Origin of the sequence: uncultured Psychrobacillus sp., assembly GCF_938022135.1 — a bacterium.
GTDB lineage: Bacteria > Bacillota > Bacilli > Bacillales_A > Planococcaceae > Psychrobacillus.
Genome location: NZ_CALIED010000063.1, coordinates 1 through 20,556, shown reverse-complemented (window position 1 = coordinate 20,556; position 20,556 = coordinate 1). Strand labels below are relative to the sequence as shown.

Annotated in this window: 22 protein-coding genes and 2 other annotated features; of the genes, 19 read left to right on the top strand and 3 right to left on the bottom strand. The window is 37.3% G+C overall.

The window, feature by feature from the left end; translation table 11 throughout:
• Window positions 1-589: 589 nt before the first annotated feature.
• Window positions 590-1,264, bottom strand: coding sequence for a permease (locus Q0371_RS12160; protein WP_298471448.1), 675 nt, complete (start codon window positions 1,262-1,264; stop codon window positions 590-592).
• 154 nt (window positions 1,265-1,418) lie between these two features.
• On the bottom strand, window positions 1,419-1,916 hold the full coding sequence (locus Q0371_RS12155) for a kinase (RefSeq protein ID WP_298471445.1): 498 nt from the start codon (window positions 1,914-1,916) through the stop codon (window positions 1,419-1,421).
• Between the two features lie 216 nt (window positions 1,917-2,132).
• Between Q0371_RS12155 and hflK the strand changes: the two genes are divergently transcribed.
• The 18 genes from hflK to Q0371_RS12065 all read left to right on the top strand — a co-directional run bounded on the left by hflK (window position 2,133) and on the right by Q0371_RS12065 (window position 19,298).
• Entirely contained in the window at window positions 2,133-3,122 is a 990-nt protein-coding gene (hflK, locus tag Q0371_RS12150; protein WP_298471442.1) for an FtsH protease activity modulator HflK, read from the top strand.
• The gene (locus tag Q0371_RS12145) at window positions 3,122-4,093 is read left to right on the top strand and encodes a protease modulator HflC (RefSeq protein ID WP_169360307.1); all 972 of its coding nucleotides are present in this window, start codon (window positions 3,122-3,124) and stop codon (window positions 4,091-4,093) included. The genes hflK and Q0371_RS12145 overlap by 1 nt, the downstream gene beginning before the upstream one ends.
• 136 nt (window positions 4,094-4,229) lie before the next feature.
• On the top strand, window positions 4,230-6,857 hold the full coding sequence (gene polA / locus Q0371_RS12140) for a DNA polymerase I (protein WP_298471439.1): 2,628 nt from the start codon (window positions 4,230-4,232) through the stop codon (window positions 6,855-6,857).
• A 12-nt stretch (window positions 6,858-6,869) separates the two neighbouring features.
• Window positions 6,870-7,745, top strand: coding sequence for a bifunctional DNA-formamidopyrimidine glycosylase/DNA-(apurinic or apyrimidinic site) lyase (mutM, locus tag Q0371_RS12135; RefSeq protein WP_298471436.1), 876 nt, complete (start codon window positions 6,870-6,872; stop codon window positions 7,743-7,745).
• 13 nt (window positions 7,746-7,758) lie between these two features.
• Window positions 7,759-8,346: a dephospho-CoA kinase gene (gene coaE / locus Q0371_RS12130; protein ID WP_298471433.1), complete on the top strand. Its 588-nt coding sequence runs from the start codon at window positions 7,759-7,761 to the stop codon at window positions 8,344-8,346.
• A 124-nt stretch (window positions 8,347-8,470) separates the two neighbouring features.
• A complete protein-coding gene (locus Q0371_RS12125; protein ID WP_169360303.1) occupies window positions 8,471-9,475 on the top strand; it encodes a glyceraldehyde-3-phosphate dehydrogenase in 1,005 nt (334 codons plus the stop codon).
• Between the two features lie 276 nt (window positions 9,476-9,751).
• Window positions 9,752-10,135 (top strand): adenosylmethionine decarboxylase, encoded by a 384-nt coding sequence (gene speD, locus Q0371_RS12120; RefSeq protein WP_169360302.1) that lies wholly within the window; start codon window positions 9,752-9,754, stop codon window positions 10,133-10,135.
• A 118-nt stretch (window positions 10,136-10,253) separates the two neighbouring features.
• Window positions 10,254-10,718, top strand: coding sequence for a transcriptional regulator NrdR (gene nrdR / locus Q0371_RS12115; protein WP_169360301.1), 465 nt, complete (start codon window positions 10,254-10,256; stop codon window positions 10,716-10,718).
• A 30-nt stretch (window positions 10,719-10,748) separates the two neighbouring features.
• Entirely contained in the window at window positions 10,749-12,104 is a 1,356-nt protein-coding gene (locus tag Q0371_RS12110; protein ID WP_169360329.1) for a DnaD domain protein, read from the top strand.
• A gap of 9 nt (window positions 12,105-12,113) precedes the next feature.
• Window positions 12,114-13,055: a primosomal protein DnaI gene (dnaI, locus tag Q0371_RS12105; protein ID WP_169360300.1), complete on the top strand. Its 942-nt coding sequence runs from the start codon at window positions 12,114-12,116 to the stop codon at window positions 13,053-13,055.
• Window positions 13,056-13,105: 50 nt separating this feature from the next.
• Window positions 13,106-13,332, top strand: a binding site (T-box leader).
• Between the two features lie 119 nt (window positions 13,333-13,451).
• Window positions 13,452-15,380 carry a threonine--tRNA ligase gene (gene thrS, locus Q0371_RS12100; RefSeq protein WP_251553372.1) on the top strand — a complete coding sequence of 643 codons (1,929 nt, stop codon included), beginning with the start codon at window positions 13,452-13,454 and terminating at the stop codon, window positions 15,378-15,380.
• A 71-nt stretch (window positions 15,381-15,451) separates the two neighbouring features.
• Window positions 15,452-15,598 (top strand) — a sequence feature (ribosomal protein L20 leader region).
• Window positions 15,599-15,679: 81 nt separating this feature from the next.
• On the top strand, window positions 15,680-16,201 hold the full coding sequence (gene infC, locus Q0371_RS12095; protein WP_251553479.1) for a translation initiation factor IF-3: 522 nt from the start codon (window positions 15,680-15,682) through the stop codon (window positions 16,199-16,201).
• A gap of 30 nt (window positions 16,202-16,231) precedes the next feature.
• The gene (gene rpmI, locus Q0371_RS12090) at window positions 16,232-16,432 is read left to right on the top strand and encodes a 50S ribosomal protein L35 (RefSeq protein WP_053588661.1); all 201 of its coding nucleotides are present in this window, start codon (window positions 16,232-16,234) and stop codon (window positions 16,430-16,432) included.
• 47 nt (window positions 16,433-16,479) lie between these two features.
• Window positions 16,480-16,839, top strand: coding sequence for a 50S ribosomal protein L20 (gene rplT, locus Q0371_RS12085; protein ID WP_169360298.1), 360 nt, complete (start codon window positions 16,480-16,482; stop codon window positions 16,837-16,839).
• 290 nt (window positions 16,840-17,129) lie between these two features.
• Window positions 17,130-17,414 (top strand): DUF1294 domain-containing protein, encoded by a 285-nt coding sequence (locus Q0371_RS12080; RefSeq protein ID WP_298471413.1) that lies wholly within the window; start codon window positions 17,130-17,132, stop codon window positions 17,412-17,414.
• A 66-nt stretch (window positions 17,415-17,480) separates the two neighbouring features.
• Complete coding sequence (locus Q0371_RS12075) at window positions 17,481-17,690, top strand: hypothetical protein (RefSeq protein WP_298471410.1); 210 nt, start codon at window positions 17,481-17,483, stop codon at window positions 17,688-17,690.
• Window positions 17,691-17,988: 298 nt separating this feature from the next.
• Window positions 17,989-18,759 (top strand): hypothetical protein, encoded by a 771-nt coding sequence (locus tag Q0371_RS12070; protein WP_298471407.1) that lies wholly within the window; start codon window positions 17,989-17,991, stop codon window positions 18,757-18,759.
• Window positions 18,756-19,298, top strand: a complete 543-nt coding sequence (locus Q0371_RS12065) for an AAA family ATPase (RefSeq protein WP_298471404.1) — start codon at window positions 18,756-18,758, stop codon at window positions 19,296-19,298. The genes Q0371_RS12070 and Q0371_RS12065 overlap by 4 nt, the downstream gene beginning before the upstream one ends.
• Before the next feature lie 230 nt (window positions 19,299-19,528).
• On the opposite strand, the gene Q0371_RS12060 is transcribed toward Q0371_RS12065, so the two are convergent.
• Window positions 19,529-19,915, bottom strand: a complete 387-nt coding sequence (locus Q0371_RS12060; RefSeq protein WP_251553376.1) for a sigma-w pathway protein ysdB — start codon at window positions 19,913-19,915, stop codon at window positions 19,529-19,531.
• Window positions 19,916-20,061: 146 nt separating this feature from the next.
• Here Q0371_RS12060 and dut point away from each other — a divergent pair, with 146 nt between their 5' ends.
• Window positions 20,062-20,496 carry a dUTP diphosphatase gene (gene dut, locus Q0371_RS12055; protein ID WP_169360294.1) on the top strand — a complete coding sequence of 145 codons (435 nt, stop codon included), beginning with the start codon at window positions 20,062-20,064 and terminating at the stop codon, window positions 20,494-20,496.
• Window positions 20,497-20,556: the final 60 nt, after the last annotated feature.

Here is a 20,556-nt window from a genome sequence, read left to right as displayed (position 1 = left end):
GCGTAAAGAGACGATCGAGCGTGTCTTTGCCGATGCCAAAGAAAAGCATGGTATGTGAGAGGCAGATTTCCGCTCTAGGCGGACGCTTTCCGTGGGGTGAGCGATAAGCCACCGCGTGGTTGTGATGTCTTATCTGTCTCACTCATCCCACAGGAGTCGCCGCCTGCGCTACAATCATAGGAGGGGTGGCCCAAAAGAAAACATTATAAATTGCTTGCTACAAACATTATCTTTAAGCTTACTTTAACTTCATCTATTAAAATGCTCCTCATTTGAACAAGTAACTTCACCAAAATTATCAAAGTATATCTAACACACGATTATAAAATGATAGATAAAACAGGAAACAAAACAAGTAAGACTACCATACTTTGAATGAAAGTTGATATTATATCTTTTTTCCAAGTGTTATTTTTGGGATAACGATTGTTCAATCTTTGAAAGATGAGTAGGAAACCCCACCAAATGAATAAATTTATTAAGAACTGACTGATGTTATCATAGAGCATAAATCTCCCTCCAAACTAACCTGCCAATTTATTTAAATACGTTTCCCTTGCAAAGAAGTTTTAAGAAACTTGAAATTTATTTAAATAAATCTTTTTAAATAGTTTCCAAATATTTTGTTCATAACCTTGGGTGTGTTTTCTAAATAAACATTAATTTGTTCCATGTTCGATTGGAGTTTATCAGTGTTACTTTCATCTGTTGGAAAATCAGATATTCCTTTAATAATAATACATTCAACATCATTCTTCTTACAGATATAAGCAATTGCACTCGCTTCTGTATCGGCTATTGTTATTTCGTTTTCTTTAAGTTCTAAATAGTCCTCCCACATAACTACTGCTTTATCCGCCGTCCCAATTGTTCCTGTATAAAAATCATCTCCTCCATATCTAGATAAATCAATATCGACTATGAAGGATTGTTTAATAAATGGCTCAATTTCTTTTACTGTACAATCATATTGAACGGCTTTATTGGGTACAAAAATATCCAAATTACTGTACTTCTCATCTATTCCTGCACATGTTCCAGCAACAATGACTTTAGCTAAATTAAATTTAGAAATCATATACTGATTGCCACCAACACCATTTACTTTTCTGACACCCGTACTATAGAAAACGAGTACAGTATCATTAATTGTTCTTATGAAATACTCACCGTATGGGTAACTGAAACGTTCGTTATTTTTTATGCTAAAGTATTCCAAGGTCGCTTCGTATTCCCACTTCGTTGCAATGCTTATTCCGATCATCGATTTATCACCCTACAAATAAAATTTGTCACTATATAATGTCTCTACACGGTTTAGATTAACTATTGATCTATATAGGCACAACAACTTTTGAAATGATATATGGCTTATCTCTCAATATATCCATACATGAACTGTAGCAAATCATCTCTAATTATTTTTGCAAATGATTTAAAATTGATTTCATCACCGAGTCTTGAGACATACCGGTCGTTAGTATTGTCTCGCCATCCGTTCCAAGTGAATCGTTCGGAGTCCACCAAGTTCGTAACGAATCTTCCCCAAATTTAGCCTTTTTCGAACGTATGTTATGGCGTTTTACTGTTTCCTCAAATGGTATATCAAAATAATAGATATATGCTTTCCCATTGTAAAAATCTATTAGGTTACGAAGCATTTCACCATACCTTTTTTTACTCAAGATTCCTTCTAATATAACAAATTCACATTTATCTTTACCGTATTCAGTGATGTGCTGTATCAAATCCATCGAGAGATTGCCTTTTTGATCATGAATGTTCAGCATATTTCGTCGAACATCATCCTGAGAAACTAAAAGCGTCCCACTTCCCAAATGGTTTTGAAGTATTTTGGCAGTTGTAGTTTTTCCACTCCCAGAGTTACCTCTAATAATAATTAATTTAGATTCCATATGATCCCCTTGATTGTTTGAAAAATTTTACTATATATTAAATTCCATCCATAATGGATTATTCCTTCTTTAACTTAACCTAATTATTTCTAATACCGCTCTACAAAAACACCCCTTATCTAAGCCGAGCCAAAAAGAAATAGGCATTTTTGAAATTTTTGAAACTTTCCTTCATCAGGTCCGTAAAATAACTATACATAGAGAAGGGGGAAAAATATGAGTACAAAAAGATTGTTGACTATTATCGCTGTATCTATTGTTGGCATTGTTCTTCTATCCGCAGTATTTACATCTTGGTATACAGTAGATGAATCCGAACAAGCAATAGTCATTACATTTGGAGATGCAAGCGAGCCAATAACAGAATCAGGATTGAAATTTAAGTTTCCTTGGCCAATACAGAAGGTAGAAAAGCTATCGAAAGAAACCTTCAGTTTACAGTTTGGTTATAAGCAAGACGCGAATGGGGAAATCACTTCCTATGATAAGGATACTAAAATGATTACTGGAGACGACAATATCGTTTTAACAGACTTGGTTGTTCAGTATAAAATCACAGATCCTAAAGCGTACTTGTTTAATTCTGAAAATCCAAAGGAAATGTTACATGATGCAACCTCAGCATCTATTCGTTCAGTAATCGGAAATTCGAAAATTGATGATGCTTTAACTTCAGGTAAGGCTCAAATTGAAGCAGATACAAATGAGTTGCTTGCTTCATTGATTAATAAATATGAAATTGGTATTACTGTGTTGACGGTAAAGCTACAAGACGTAGAGCTACCGAATGCAGAAGTTAGGGCTGCATTTACAGCGGTAACGGATGCGGAAGAAACTAAAAATACAAAAGTAAACCAGGCAGAAAAGTATGTAAATGAAAAGGTTAGTGTGGCTGAAGGTGAAGTGGATGCAATTAAATCAGAGGCTATAGGCTACCAAACAGCACGTATTGAACAGGCAAAAGGAGATGTTGCCTTATTTGATAAGCTATATGCCGAATATCAAAATAATAAGGAAATCACTAGACAGCGATTAGTAATGGAAACATTGGAAGCTGTTTTGCCTAATGCTAAAATTTATATAATGAATGATGAAGGTGGGACGATGAAGTATTTACCACTTCAACAAATAGAGTCCTCTAAACAAGGTGCACCACCGCCTAGCACTACTACTGAGAAAAAGCCTGAAGAAGGGAGTGGACAATAATGTCAGATAACAATAACCCTTTTGCAAATTTAGAGTCAAAGTTTAAAACTGTGCCTAACAAACCTAAAAAAGAAAAGACTCCCATTGATTATAAAAAGCATACTAAATCGTTCATTTCAATTTTTGTAGTCTTTGTACTTGCAGTAATTGCCCTCGCTAATATATATGTAGTCAAGGAGGGGGAATATAGAGTTATTCGTCAGTTCGGTGAGATTAAAAGTATTAAAGATTCTCCCGGCCTGCATATGAAAATACCATTTATACAAAGTGTAACGACCATTCCAAAATACCAAATGAATCATAATTTATCTGAGGCAGAGATCAATACAATGGATAAGCGACGTATAATTATCGATAATTATGCAGTTTGGAGAGTAGTCAATCCAAAGGACATGATTTCTAATGCAGGAAACATAGTGAATGCAAGCTCTCGTATGGAGGAATTTATATATTCAGTAGTGCGATCAGAGCTTGGTCAATTAAATTATAGTGAAATCATTAATGATGAAAATTCATCGCGTGGTAGTTTAAATGACCAGATTACTAAAGAAGTAAATGAACTTCTATCTAAAGATAAATATGGAATAGAAGTAGTAGATGTCCGTATTAAAAGAACCGACCTGCCAGAAGAAAATGAGCAGTCTGTATATAACGAGATGATTTCCGACCGTGAAAGTGTTGCTCAAAAGTTTTTGTCTACTGGTGATGCTGATAAGAGAAGAATTGAAGCGGAAACGGATAGTACAGTTACGAAGATGATAGCTGAAGCTAAAAAAGAGGCTGCTCTTCTAAGAGCTGAAGGGGATGCGGAGGCTGCAAGAATTTATAATACTAGCTTTTCAAAGGACCCTGAATTTTATTCTTTATATAGAACATTAGAATCCTATAAGAAGACAATCGGTGAAGATACGATGATTGTTATTCCGTCCGATTCACCTTATGCCAACATCCTATCTGGATACTTAGAATAGTATATGAATCGTCATTCCCCTTACTGTCGTGGTAAGATATAGGGAATGACGATTTTATTTTTAAAATATAAAATACCGTTTTTTAATACGTTGTACAAGCTAATGGAAAACAATATAACTAAGGAGTGAATAATTCATGTCATCCGAAAAAATTCTATTATTAGATGGGAATAGTTTAGCTTATCGTGCATTCTTTGCCCTTCCTTTATTAACGAACGAACATGGAATACATACAAACGCTGTTTATGGCTTTACAATGATGCTTCAAAAAATTATGGATGAAGAGAATCCTACACACATGCTCGTGGCATTTGATGCAGGGAAAACTACCTTCCGCCATTCAACTTTTGGAGAATATAAGGGAGGAAGACAGAAGACTCCACCCGAGCTTTCAGAGCAATTTCCATATTTACGCAAGCTTATAGATGCTTATGGCATTAAACGATATGAGCTGGAAATGTACGAGGCAGACGATATTATAGGGACTCTAAGTCGACAGGCTGAAAAGAAGGGACAGCAGGTTGTCATTGTGTCAGGTGACAAGGATTTAACTCAGCTAGCTACTGATTCGACTACAGTGTATATTACGAGAAAAGGAATAACAGACATAGAGAAATATACACCAGAGCACGTTCAAGAAAAATACGGACTTACACCACTTCAAATCATCGATATGAAGGGATTAATGGGGGATTCCTCTGATAACATTCCGGGAGTTCCAGGCGTTGGTGAAAAAACAGCCATTAAACTTTTAAAGGAGCATGGATCTGTTGAGCAACTATACCAAGCACTCGATTCAGTTAGTGGTGCTAAGCTAAAAGAAAAGCTTATAGCCAATGAAGAGCAGGCGAAGATGAGCAAGGAGCTTGCAACTATTGAAATAAACGCTCCTATCGATGTGTCACTTGAGGATATCACTTATAGTGGTCCAAACATGGATGACGTCATTTCCATATGGAAGGAGCTATCCTTTAAAACTTTATTGGAAAAAACGGAGTATGTGGCAGAGGAGCATTCTACCACGGAAATGACTTTTGAAATTGTAGAGAACGTGAACTCTAGTTTCTTAGTAGATGAAATGTCCCTGCACTTAGAATTATATGATGAACAGTACCATAGAGCGGATTTATTGGGCATTGCATTGTCAGATGGGGAAAAATCTTATTTTATTCCTGGCGAAACAGCTTTCCAATCAAAAGAATTTTGTGCTTGGCTAGAGGATGAGTCCAAAATAAAATATGTGGTGGATTCAAAAGCAACGCAAGCAGTAAGCAGAAAACATGGAGTAAGCATTGCTGGGGTGGAGTTTGACCTAACACTGGCAGCCTATATAGATAATGCTTCTTTGACTGCAGATGATGTTGCAACAATAGGGAAAGAATATGGTTATTATAACGTATTAAGCAATGAGCAAATTTACGGAAAAGGAGCCAAAAAGTCTGTTCCCGAGCAAGAGAAGCTTGCGGAGCATGCCACTAGAAAGGCACTGGCTTTATGGCATTTAAAACCTATACTTGAAAAGAAATTAAAAGAAAATGAACAATTTAAGTTATACAAGGAGTTGGAATTACCACTAGCATCTATTTTAGGAACAATGGAATCAGATGGAGTAAAGGTGGATAAGCAAGTACTTGTTGAGATGGGCCATGATTTAGAAATCAAGCTGAAGCAAATTGAAGGTGACATCCATGCTTTAGCGGGAGAAGCATTTAATATTAATTCACCAAAGCAGCTTGGCGTTATCCTTTTTGAAAAACTAGGGCTGCCACCTATTAAGAAAACGAAGACTGGCTATTCTACTGCAGCTGATGTGTTAGAGAAACTAGCTAGTGAGCATGAAATTATTGAACAAATTCTAATGTACCGTCAATTAGGGAAGTTAAATTCAACCTATATCGAAGGACTTTTAAAAGAAATCCATGAGAGTGACGGGAAAATTCATACGAGATACCAACAGGCGCTAACAACAACTGGACGCTTAAGCTCTATCAATCCTAACTTACAAAACATTCCAATCCGTCTTGAGGAAGGTAGAAAAATTCGTAAAGCGTTTGTACCAAGTAATCCTGAATGGGTAATGTTTGCAGCCGATTATTCTCAAATAGAGCTACGAGTGCTTGCCCATATGGCAGAGGATGCAAACCTAGTGGAAGCCTTTAAAAATAATATGGACATCCATACTAAAACAGCTATGGATGTATTCCATGTCGAGGCTGACGCTGTCGATTCAAATATGCGCCGCGCAGCAAAAGCAGTTAACTTTGGTATCGTTTATGGAATTAGTGATTACGGTCTATCTCAAAGCTTAGATATTACTCGTAAAGAAGCTGCTATATTTATCGAAAAGTATTTGAAAAGCTTCCCAGGGGTAAAGGAATATATGGATGACAGTATTCAAACAGCTAAGCAAAAAGGGTTCGTTACGACCATTTTGAATCGCAGAAGATATTTGCCGGAAATAACTAGCTCTAATTTTAATTTGAGAAGCTTTGCTGAACGCACAGCTATGAACACGCCTATACAAGGAAGCGCAGCAGATATCATTAAAAAAGCGATGATTGATATGGCAGCACGACTTAAAAAAGAAAACATGCAAACCAAGATGCTTCTTCAAGTACATGATGAGCTAATATTCGAGGCTCCTCCAGAAGAGATTGCACTGCTCGAGAAGATTGTTCCTGAGGTAATGGAGTCTGCGATTGAGCTAAACGTTCCTCTAAAAGTGGAGTATGCATTTGGATCATCTTGGTACGATACAAAGTAAGGAGTTTTATGTATGCCAGAATTACCAGAGGTGGAAGGTGTTGTTCGAGGACTTCAGCCTGTTGTCACAGGTAAGTTGATTCAATCAGTGGATGTTTCTCCAACCATCATAAAATCAAAGCAAGTTGGAAAGGAAGCTATTATCAAGGGAGCAGACGTGGAGACATTCCAAGCTGCTCTTCCTGGTATGGTGATCGCTCGAATTGAACGTCGCTCGAAATATATTTACTTTCATTTGAAAAACCAAAATGGAGAACCATTTCTGCTTGTTTCTCATTTGGGCATGTCGGGTGCGTGGTTTTATGTAAGGACTTTGGATGACATCTTGGAGGAAAAATTTAAAAAGCATAGTCACGTCACGCTTAACTTTGAAGAGGGAGACATGCTTGTATATGCGGACATACGTCGCTTTGGCGAGCTGCGTCTATTAGAAACAGAGGCAGATTATCCCCCATTACTTTTGATGGCCCCTGAGCCTTTTGCTGATCATGCACTAGAGCATTTCCTCTATATGAGCAGCTTACCTCGTTATGAAAACAAGGCAATCAAGGAATTTATAATGGATGGTCATGTCGTTTCAGGCTGTGGCAACATATATGCTACAGAGGCATTATTTAATCTTAGAATACATCCTGCACGGACAGTAAAAAGAATTAGTAAAGCTAGAAAAATTCAGTTGTTCCATGAAATTGTAGCAGTGCTATTAGACAGCATTGAAAATGGTGGAAGTACTATTTCAGATTATCGTTCTATAAATGGCGGAGCAGGAACGATGCAGCATAGACTACAAATGTATAGCAAAAAAAGCTGCCCAATCTGTGGGAAAGCTACCAAGCAGAAAACAATAGCTGGCCGAACATCTACCTATTGTGGTTCGTGCCAAAAGTAACGGAGGATTCATCATGATCATTGGATTGACTGGAAGTATCGCTAGCGGCAAAAGTACGGTGTCAAATATGTTAAAGGAAATGGGATATCCCATTATTGATGCAGATCTTGTAGCAAGAATCGTTGTGGAAAAAGGAACAGATACTCTTCAGGCAATTACGGAGGTTTTTGGAGAAGAGATACTTACTCCGGATGGAGAACTGAATCGCCCAAAGCTAGGTGAAATAATTTTTTCTTCTCCCGCCCAAAGAAAGCAGCTGAATGATATCATGCATCCAGCCATTCGTGCGGAAATGATGAGCCAAAAAGAGAAGATGTTACTAGCGGGTCACCCGGTTATTATTATGGATATCCCATTGCTTTTTGAAAGTAAGCTCCAATCTTACGTGGATAAAATTATTGTCGTTACTGTATCAGAAGAAACTCAACTGAACAGGCTAATGGCTAGAAATAATTATTCCAAAGAGGAAGCAAAAGCAAGAATTCAATCACAATTGCCACTTTCTATTAAGGAAAAGGGTGCAGATGCTGTCATTTATAATAACGGCACTTTGGAGTCAACTAGGGAGCAGCTAGAAAAAATTCTTAGAGCTTGGAAGTAATAATTATTTGAAAATAACGAATTTAAAAACAGGGTATTTTAAGGCTACATAATTCTAAAATTGTGTTATACTAATGCATGAATATAAAAGAAAAAGTATCACACGTTATAGGAGGACTTATTATATGTCAGCTTCAATTGCAATCAATGGTTTTGGAAGAATCGGTAGAATGGTATTTCGCCAAGCGATCGTACAAGAGGAACTTAATGTAGTAGCTATTAATGCTAGATACCCATTAGAAACTTTAGCTCACCTAATAAGATATGATTCTACACATGGAACTTTCTCTGGAGAAATTGAGATTGGGGATAATGCTCTAATCGTAAATGGTAAACATGTACAGATCGTCAACGAGCGTGAGCCAGAAAAGCTTCCATGGAAAGAATTGAATGTAGATATCGTAATTGAATCTACTGGTAAATTTAATGATGGAGAAAAAGCTTCTGGTCACATAAAAGCTGGGGCTAAGAAGGTTGTTATTACAGCCCCTGCCAAAAATGAAGACGCAACGATTGTCATTGGTGTTAACGATGAAAAGCTAGACGTAGTAAATCACCAAATCATCTCAAATGCAAGCTGTACAACTAATTGTTTGGCACCAGTAGTAAAAGTATTAAACGATGCCTTTGGTATTGAAAACGGTTTAATGACTACAGTTCATGCCTATACAAATGACCAAAATAATTTAGATAATCCCCATAAAGATTTAAGACGTGCGCGTTCATGCGGGCAATCTATTATTCCTACTTCGACCGGTGCAGCGAAAGCCCTTTCACTTGTATTGCCAGAGCTAGAAGGAAAGATTCATGGAATGGCTTTACGCGTTCCTACTCCTAATGTTTCTTTAGTAGATTTAGTTGTGGATGTTCAACAAGAAGTGACAGCGGAAGAAGTAAATGCTGCGTTCCAAAAAGCAGCCGAGGGCTCTATGAAGGGCATTTTGGGAATTACGCATGAGCCATTGGTTTCGATTGATTTCAATACAACTACTAATTCTAGTACTGTAGATGGACTGACTACTATGGTAATGGGTAAAACAAAAGTTAAAGTACTTGCTTGGTATGATAATGAATGGGGTTATTCTGCAAGAGTGGTAGACTTAGCTAAAAAAGTTGCAAGTGGATTGTAATATCGGAATAACTTATTATTTAATTTAATTGAGTCTGACATTATGCTTTACTAATGAATATTTTTTCCTAATATTAACATAATACCTACCTCTTTCTAGTATTACTAGAAAGAGGTTTTTTTATATTGCACTATTAGTTAAAATGTTTTATAATGGAAATCGTGTACTTCTAGTACATAGACTACTTAAAGGGTTAGGACCTCTTAGGACTAACTTTCCCCCGTGGTAGTCAACTTTGATGTTAAAAATAAAACTTATCAAAGGGGGAAACGGACATTGGAGACAATGGGACGTCACATTATTGCAGAACTATGGGAGTGCGATTTCGACAAACTTAACGATATGCAATTTATCGAACAAACATTTGTTGATGCTGCACTAAAATCAGGTGCAGAAGTTAGAGAAGTTGCATTTCACAAATTTGCACCACAAGGTGTAAGTGGAGTCGTTATAATTTCCGAGTCGCATCTAACGATTCACAGCTTTCCAGAGCACGGTTATGCAAGCATTGATGTGTATACTTGTGGTGATTTAGATCCATCAATCGCGGCTAACTATATTGCAGATGCTCTTAATGCTGGAACACGCGAAACGCTCGAAATGCCACGTGGAATGGGTCCAGTCAAGGCACCTAAAGAACGCATGACAGTTCAAGTGTAATGAAACATGAACAAAACTGAGTGAGCAGAGGAATTTATTCCTCTGCTTTTTCGATTTTATGAGGAAAAGTTGTTATAATAGGTATACAAAATTAAAGCAAACGTTTAGGAGAGGTTCTATGAAATGCCCAGCATGCCAATTTAATGGCACTAAAGTGGTCGATTCCAGACCGATAGATGATAATAAGGCAATTAGAAGAAGGAGAGAGTGTGAAGATTGTGGGTTTCGCTTCACGACCTTTGAAAAGGTAGAGGAAACTCCTTTAATTGTCGTAAAGAAAGATGGATCTCGAGAAGAATTCAGCCGAGAGAAAATATTGCGAGGGCTAATACGTGCATGTGAAAAGAGACCTGTTGCACTTGACCAATTAGAGGAAGTTGTGTTTTATATTGAAAAGGAACTAAGAAGAACAGGTAACTCTGAAGTTAAATCAGAGGAAGTTGGCGAAAAGGTCATGGACAAGCTTGCTGAGATTGATGAGGTTGCCTATGTAAGATTCGCTTCCGTATATCGCCAGTTTAAAGACATAAATGTTTTCATTGATGAGTTAAAGGAGATCTTAAAAAAGAATCCTTCATTATAAGCAATTATTTAAGGAGTAGGTAAACAAGTGATGTTATATAAGGAGCTACACTCGACAGATACATATATGATTCGCTTGCCGTATTCTTTTTCTGATTATGATCGTCAGCTGCTAACGTTATTTTATCAGCCACTAGTCGGAGCAGAAAGCATGAGCCTTTATTTGACGTTATGGGCTGATGGAGAAATGCAAAGTGAAAACCAATGGACACATTATCATTTATTAAATGTCCTTGGCTTATCATTGGGAAAAGTTTTTCAAGCGAGAATAGCGCTAGAAGCAATTGGCCTGCTGCGCACATGGCAAAAGCCCAATGGAGATGGACGCAGCTTCTGCTATGAACTTGAAGCTCCTCTAGATGCGGAATCTTTTCTAAAGGATCCTTTGTTATCCATGTTCCTACTAAACAAAATTGGGGAAAGTGCATATAAACAGCTTAGAAGCCGTTACATTCAAACGTCTAACTGGCAACATGAGTATACAGACGTCTCAAGAACCTTTGTGGATGTTTTTAAACCAACTACTAAAACAGGTTTACCTGCATCAACGGAAGAAAATTTTCAGTCAAAGACACGAAATAGTTCTGTACCTTTCTATTACGAGGATTTCGATTTCTCCTTGCTACAAGATGGCCTATCTGAGCAACTAGTTCCGAAGTCTGCCATGACAACAGAAGCTAAGGAAGTAATTGCAAAGCTTGCATTTTTGTATAATCTATCGCCAGTAGAAATGCAAAAGGTCGTTATTCTAGCTTTGGATGATGAACTTCGTCTTTCGGATGCTAGATTGAAAAAAGCTTGTGCAGAGTATTATAAGTTAACGGTCTCTCGCACTGCCCCAGTTATTCAAAAAATAGAACCAGCTTCGAAAGTAGTACAAACAGACGAAAAGAAACTAACCAAAGAAGAAGAGCTGATTCAATATTTGGAAACGACTGCTCCTGCAAAGGTCTTGAAGGATATTGCAAATGGGAAAGAACCTATACTTGCAGACGTTCAGTTAGCCAATTATTTTGTTACGCATTATAAAATGCCTATCGGGGTAGTTAATGTCCTGTTACAATATGTGCTTCTTCGTACGGACATGAAGCTGACGAAGAATTATGCAGAAAAGATTGCTTCTCACTGGATGCGCAAGGATGTTAAAACAGCTAAGGAAGCTATGGAATTAGCTAGAAACGAGCACGAGCAGTACATGAAATGGAAAAGCGAAGGATCTAAGCAAAAGACATATTCGAAAAAACCGACTAGAGAAGAAAAGGTGCCAGACTGGTTTTATAAAAAAGATGACGAGTTAAAGCGTACAGGAAAAGAAACGAATGGCATACAAGATATAGATGCTGAAAGACAAAAGCTATTAGAAGAACTAGGAATGATGAAAAGGTAGGTGAAGGAAATGGAACGGATTAATGAAACGCTCAAAAGAGTAGTCACTCCTGAATTTACTTCTCGATTGGATGAGCTGCAGCAGGAAGTATTAGAGGAACCAAATATACAAGCATTTATAGAGGAAAACTCAGATGAAATATCTAAACAGGTAATCAATCGGAGCTTGAGTAAGTTATATGAATATAAATCACAGTCTCATGATTGCAAGGGCTGTCCTTCCTTAGACGAATGTGCGAATTTTATGAAGGGCTATGAGCCGAAGCTAGTGTTAGACCGAAGCCTAATAGATGTTGAGTATGTAAGGTGTAAACGAGGGGTTATAGAGGATGAGCGTAAAAAAGTGACCTCTATGATAGACAGTATTCATATGCCTAAAGAGGTGATGGAGGCTAGTCTCTCAAGCTTAGACTTACAAGATGATAGCCGTGTTGTAGCAGTTCGAGCTGCTAAGGACTTCTTAAATGAATGGGAACGAACAAATAAATTGCCTGCAAAAGGACTTTATATTTACGGGAAGTTTGGTGTCGGTAAATCCTACTTATTGGGCGCACTAGCAAACGAACTAGCAGCGAGACATATTCATTCAGTAGTTGTATACGTCCCTGAATTTCTTCGCGAAATGAAACAGGCTATACAAGATCAATCTCTACCTGAAAAAGTAGAGTTTGTAAAAAAAGCACCTGTGCTTATGCTAGACGATATTGGTGCAGAAACAATGTCTAGCTGGACTCGTGATGAAATTATAGGAACTATTCTCCACTACAGGATGTCAGAACAGCTTCCGACCTTTATGTCTTCTAACTTTAACTATGATGAATTACAGCATCATCTTTCTTATACGCAACGAGGAGAAAAAGAGGTAGTAAAAGCAGGACGTATTATGGAACGGATCAAAGCGCTGACTATCCCAGTTGCTCTTCAAGGGAAGAACTGGAGAGAGCATAAATAACTACTTGCAAATGCTAAAGTCGTGGCGTATAATCATTTTCATAAGAACAAGTAGATGCGTTGAAGAGGATAATAATCAGTTTGTACGACTTTTTAGAGAGAGAAGCCTTGGCTGAAAGCTTCTTAAGTACCGGCAATCGATTTACCACCTCCGAGCAGCAGCTGTGAAATTGTAGTAGCAGCTTGCCGGTCACCGGTCCGTTAACCGATGCAAAGCTTCGTCTATATTCGTATAGATAGAAGAAGGGTGGAACCACGATTTAAACCTCGTCCCTTTACCGGGACGGGGTTTTTTATTTTGTCTAAAATAATCGTCTTACCTAAACCAGCTAATCTGCTCAAGGGAAGAGCGATTTTAGGCTGATACTTAATCCAAAATTATTAAGGAGTGTTCAACGTGGCAGATGTTATTAAGTTACAATTTCCAGATGGAGCAGTAAAAGAGTTTCCTTCATCAACAACTACAGAAGAAATAGCACAATCTATTAGTCCAGGGCTTCGAAAAAAAGCTTTAGCAGGTAAATTAAGCGGTCAGCTGATCGATCTTAAAACACCGATTACTGAGGATGGAGAGATTGCGATTATTACTCCTGAGTCAGATGAAGCGTTAGAAATTCTGCGTCATAGTTCAGCTCACTTACTGGCACAAGCTGTAAAGCGTCTATTTAAAGATGTTAAGCTAGGAATCGGACCAGTTATTGAAAATGGTTTCTACTATGATATTGACTCACCAGAGCCAATTACAGCTGATGACTTACCTTTAATAGAAAAAGAAATGAAAAAAATTATTAATGAAAACATCGAAATTATTCGTCATGACGTTTCTCGTGAAGAAGCTTTTGAAAAGTTTCAGGATGATGAGTATAAAGTAGAGCTTCTTGAAGCGATACCAGCTGGAGAACAAGTTTCGATTTACGAGCAAGGAGATTTCTTTGACCTTTGCCGTGGTGTTCATGTTCCTTCTACAGGAAAGCTAAAAGAGTTTAAACTGTTAAGCATTGCAGGAGCATATTGGAGAGGTAACAGTGACAATAAAATGCTTCAACGTATTTACGGAACTGCCTTCTTTAAAAAAGAGGACCTTCAAGCGCATCTTAAAATGTTGGAAGAGGCAAAAGAACGTGACCATCGTAAAATTGGTAAGGAGCTAGAGCTTTTCACTAACTCTTTAAAGGTTGGACAAGGTTTACCTCTATGGTTACCAAACGGTGCAACTATCCGACGCGTAATTGAGCGTTATATTGTAGACAAGGAGCTAAAGCTTGGTTACAAACACGTTTACACACCAGTTTTAGGGTCTAAAGAACTTTATGAGACATCAGGACATTGGGAGCATTACCAAGACTCTATGTTCCCTCCTATGGAGATGGACAATGAAACACTAGTATTACGTCCAATGAACTGTCCGCACCATATGATGATTTTCAAAAACGGTATGCATTCTTATCGTAACCTTCCTCTACGAATCGCGGAGCTAGGAACAATGCACCGCTATGAAATGTCTGGAGCAGTATCAGGACTTCAACGTGTACGTGGGATGACGTTGAACGATGCCCATTTATTTGTACGTCCAGATCAAATTAAATTGGAATTCCAAAAGGTTGTTGAATTAATCATCTCTGTCTATAAAGACTTTGACTTGAAAGATTACTCATTCCGTTTATCTTACAGAGACCCTAACAATAAAGAAAAGTACTTTGATGACGACGTAATGTGGGAAAAAGCTCAAAGCATGCTAAAAGAAGCTATGGATGAATTAGGATTAGATTATATTGAAGCAGAAGACGAAGCTGCATTCTACGGTCCAAAACTAGATGTTCAAGTGAAAACTGCTATTGGTAAGGAAGAAACATTATCAACAGTTCAATTAGACTTCTTACTACCAGAGCGCTTTGATCTAACATATGTAGGAGAAGATGGAAAACCACATCGTCCTGTTGTTATTCACCGTGGAGTAGTTTCTACTATGGAACGCTTTGTTGCATTCCTAATTGAAGAATACAAAGGTGCTTTCCCGACTTGGTTGGCACCAGTACAAGTTGAGATTATTCCAGTTTCTAATGAAGTACATTTCGAGTATGCTAAGCAAATTGAAGAGCAATTAGTTGCAGCTGGGTTCCGTGTAGAAATGGATGACCGTGAAGAAAAGCTTGGCTACAAGATTCGCGAAGCACAAATGCAAAAGATTCCTTATATGCTAGTGCTAGGAGATAAAGAGTTAGAATCAGGTAATGTAAACGTTCGTAAATATGGAGAGCAAAAATCCGAAAGTATTCCTTTCGACGAATTTTTAGCTCGTCTGCAAGAAGAAGTAGCACATAATTAATTATATAATTATATTGTTGACAAATAGTTTTGTGGATGGTATAGTTATTTAGGTTATTGAATACAAGTTTGTGGTATAAGAAGAGGCTGCCCGCTTCTCACCTGCTCGACACATTGGTTGTTGACTGGTAAGCACACGATCGACTGTAATATGTAGTTGCTACATATTTCTCATATCGGCGGGCAGACATTAACAGATGTCTGCTCGCTTTTTTATTGGATCGAAAACGGCGTGACTGATTCGTTTCTACGGAATTTATGCCCAAACCATGTATTCGCGACACTATCTGGAGGTGGATCATTATTAGCAAAGACATGTATGTGAACGATGGCATTCGAGCACGCGAACTACGCGTTATTGATCAAAATGGTGATCAATTAGGTTTAAAAACACGTAACGAAGCACTTGAAATAGCAGGTCGTGTAAATTTGGATCTTGTCCTTGTGGCTCCTCAAGCCAAGCCACCGGTCGCTCGTATCATGGACTATGGTAAATTCAAATTTGAGCAGCAAAAGAAAGATCGTGAAGTTCGTAAAAATCAAAAAGTTATCGTAATGAAAGAGGTTCGCTTGAGCCCGACTATCGATGAGCATGATTTCCAAACGAAATTGAAAAACGCGATCAAGTTCCTTGAAAAAGGAGACAAAGTGAAAGCATCTATTCGCTTTAAAGGTCGTGCCATTACTCATAAAGAGATCGGACAACGAGTTTTAGATAGATTTGCAGAAGCTTGTGCGGAAGTATCCACTATCGAGTCAAAACCGAAAATGGACGGACGCAGTATGTTCTTGGTGCTTGCACCGAAGAACGAAAAACAGTAATAGAGTACAATTGTTTAGGAGGAATTCGACATGCCGAAAATGAAAACTCACCGTGGAGCTGCAAAGCGTTTCAAAAAAACGGGTACAGGTAAATTAAAACATGACCGTGCTTTTGGAAGCCACTTATTCGCTAACAAATCTACTAAAGCTAAACGTAAACTACGTAAAACTAAAGTAGCTTCTTCAGGCGATTACAAACGTATCAAAACTTTACTTACTTACATGAAATAATTTAAACGAAATCAAATTATTCGAAAGAATAGCAGGAGGTAATGAACATGCCACGCGTAAAAGGCGGAACAGTGACGCGCAAGCGTCGTAAAAAGGTATTAAAATTAGCTAAAGGTTATTACGGTTCTAAACATACATTATATAAAGTAGCAAACCAACAGGTTATGAAATCTTTAATGTATGCATACCGTGACCGTCGTCAAAAGAAACGTGAATTCCGTAAACTATGGATCACACGTATCAATGCGGCAGCTCGTATGAACGGACTTTCTTACAGCCGTTTAATGCACGGATTGAAATTAGCTGAAATCGAAGTAAACCGTAAAATGTTAGCTGAATTAGCTGTAACTGATGCAGCAGCATTTACACAAATTGCTGATTTAGCAAAAAAAGCAATCAACAAATAAGTTAGATGAAAAGGCTGATAGATTTTCTATCAGCCTTTTTTTACAATCTAATTTAGTTTCCCTGTCGGGGCAGAGATAGGGGCTTATGCTTTTCTCGGTGTCTAGCTTCAGCCCCTTGCCCCTCGGGGCAGAGATAGGGGCTTACGCTTTTCATATTGTCTAGCTTCAGCCCCTTGCCCCTCGGGGTCAAATGGAAAAATACTGCGGTGGCTGGAGAGCTGCCTCCTCGTATTACCCATTTGCCTGTCGGGGCAGAGATAGGGGCTTATGCTTTTCTAAGGAGGATTATTATGGTTAATGTGATTCTTATTTTTATTTTATTAATGTCGGTGTCAGCGTTCGTTTTGATGGGCTATGATAAGTCTCAAGCGAAGAAAAGGGGACAACGGATATCGGAAAAAACATTATGGACTTTCGCAATCTTTGGTGGAGGAATAGGAGCCTATTTAGGGATGCAGCTATTTCGTCATAAAACATTGCATACTAGCTTTCGAGTAGGTTTTCTTATGCTATTGATCGTGTACGTATTTCTAATTGTTTGGTTACTAACAGATAACAGTCCCATCGTATTCTAGACTCAGTAGTAGAAAGCATATTTCCGAAAAGGTAATTCGTATAAATTTAATGAGGGGACTGAGATAATGACTAAATACAATAAGTATTTGCTATCAATAATAGGTTTAATAGGAGTGGTTGTAGCGGGGCTCCTTTTTCTAACTGTTACATCTAGTTATTTTAATACAAAGGAAATTAACTTACTCACCAGCGGTTGCACTGAAGCAGGGGGAGCTTCAACCTTGGAAATACATAATAACCTAACAAGTGAATATTCCTTTGAGTGTAAGAAATGAGTGTAAGCCTTAGAACGAGCCTAGATTGTTAGGTTCTTTTTTATTGGAAAAAAATAATGAAAATCATAAATAGGAGCTTAGAGCTGGCAGAAATAGTATGACTAGCGATGGAGTTTTTTACAAAAATATGAATTTTTAATTAAATTAATATATAATTTAACTATGGATTGCAGCAATAAGCGGCAACGCGCGTAGTGAGATAGAGAAGACGTCGCCATAGCTGAAATCAATTCTACATTCTTATAAAAATCATATTAATGATTGATTCAATTTACAATAAAATGGAGTGATGGATGAAATGAAGCATATTTATGCATTTGAAACGCCATATGAAGCAGTTAAATATCTAGAAATCATAGAATCCTTTAAAGTAAAACTGAATGAATTTAAAGCCTTATTAGAAAAAGAATATGAATTAAATGATTCTCCGAGAGGATTCATTTGGACTCCAGGGGACATAGCAACCAGTGTCTTTTCAGATGTTCCCATTCCAGCGTATACAAATCGGCACTTAGTCTATATGACTCCAGATATTATGGAATGGCGAAATTTTTTTATGAATATATATGGGAACGTGGAAAATGAGGTTATAAAGGATTTTTATCGGAATTTTAAAGAGGAGGATATCCTGACAATAGCTGGCCATGAAATGGTTCACCATATCGATTTGTTCCCAGATGAGTTTGATGAAGAAAGAGAAAGTATTTGGTTTGAAGAAGGAATGTGCGACTATATTGCTCGAAAAAATTTAATGACCCCTGAATCGTTTGAAACAATCACTAAAGTAGAAAGTGCAGTTGTGGCCTATTTCAATGAAAAGTTTGTAAGTAGAAGTATAGATCAATTTGGAACCGACTCTTATTCTTATGATATAACTAGCATCATGTTTGATTATTGTAGAAGCTTTTTAACCATCCAATACCTAGTGGAAGAGCAAGCGAATAATAATCCTTTGGAAGTATTTAAACAATATAATCAATGGCATGAGGCAGGGAGAAAAGAGCCTCTTAGTACATATTTTAACGTCGAGAACTTATTGATCTCATTAGATAAAGAGTCAATCATATGAAAAAAAGAATTGTTATAATGACCGTTGGAAAAACACATAGTGGAAAAACTACATTTGCCAAGGCATTAGAAGTGCATCTACCAAACTCAGTCGTGATTGATCAGGACAATCATGCGGAATTTCTAAATACTCATTACAAAAGCCTATTACCTAAGACTGCAAGCAATAAGTTAAAATACGGACTAACCCAAATGATTGTTGATTATGCAGTAAATGAAACTGATTGCCATCTAATTTTATGTAACTCTAATAGAGGTATTGGTGGTAGAGTAAGATTTTTAGATTATTATAAGAGTCTTGGCTTTACGACAATTGTCGTGAACTTTAATATACCGGAAGAGGTATTATTAGAAAGGATAAATACTAGTGAGAGAAGCACTTCTATTTTAAGGACTGCCTTAAATTTTGAGGAAGTCTTGATGCGTCAAAATGGAGAAGACGTTACTGATCCATCTGAAGAGGAAGCGGATTATTTATACGTGATTAAGAATACCGAAGACGTTCAAGCCGTCATTTCAGAAATTGTCCGATTAGCTTAACTGTTGTTCGTGATGAAAAGGGGGATTATCTATTAAGAAATTGGCAGGTATATTTATTCTGGGAATCGTAGTGTATTTTGCGATTACAACATTATTTAATTTTTGATTTAACTCTAAAATAACTCAACTTTGTTGATTGATAGCAACCAGCAAAGTCGAGTTATTTTTTTACAAGGTAGTTTAGTCCTGATTACTTAATCTACCGACATTATTTCAAAAATGAAATGCTTTTAATCCTGTTCCTTCATCAACTGTTCAATTGGACTCTTCCAATTTATTTTAGCGTTCGGGTAATTCATTCGTATTTCATTTTGCAGGAAATAAAAGTCCTCTTTTGTGAATCCCTGTAGTTTAGAAGGATCTTTAATCCAAATGAAAATAGATACTACCTCGAAAGCCTGATCAGTAGTACCAAGATATTTTTCGCCCTCAAACATGGCACCTTTATACGTAATAAAGAAATTTTTGCGTACATTTTTTATATCGTCATAGAAATAATATTGTTCTTTTTCATTTGCTTCGTCCAGCTTTCGTCTCGGATCAAATAAATAGCGTAATATTCTATAGAATACATATATAATAAGTATAATTATTAGTAATCGTATAATATGGACCATTAAAATGTCCTCCTTGTAAAATACATGATACCTGCTATACGATAGAAGAAGTAGTTTGGTTTCAAAATAATTTATTTTTTTTGAAAGAAAATAAATATATTTTTTCACAATACATATAAATCTATACAAAGGAAAGAAGGATTTAAATGGAACAAACATTAAAAGTAAAATTAATTCATGAAGATGCAATGGTACCGAACCGAGCAAATGAAGGCGATGCAGGAATGGATTTGTATTCAATTGAAGAAAAGGTAATACAAGCTGGAAAATCAGCATTAATCAGAACAGGAATTGAGATGGAACTGCCCAAAGGAACAGAAGCACAGGTTAGACCAAGAAGTGGTTTGGCGTTAAAGCATTCCATCACCGTTTTAAATAGTCCTGGAACGATAGATGAGGGCTACAGAGGAGAAGTTAGAGTCATATTAATAAATCATGGTTTAGAAGACTTTACAGTAGAAAAACATATGAGGATCGCTCAAATGATTATAGCTCCAGTTTTACAAGTGAAAATAGAGCAAACGGAAAGCTTAACCGAATCTGATAGAGGAAGAGGGGGCTTTGGTTCATCTGGGAAGTAGAGCTTAAACAAGAAAAGCGCAAGCGCCTATGTCTGCCCCGACAGGCAAATGGAGAAAAGC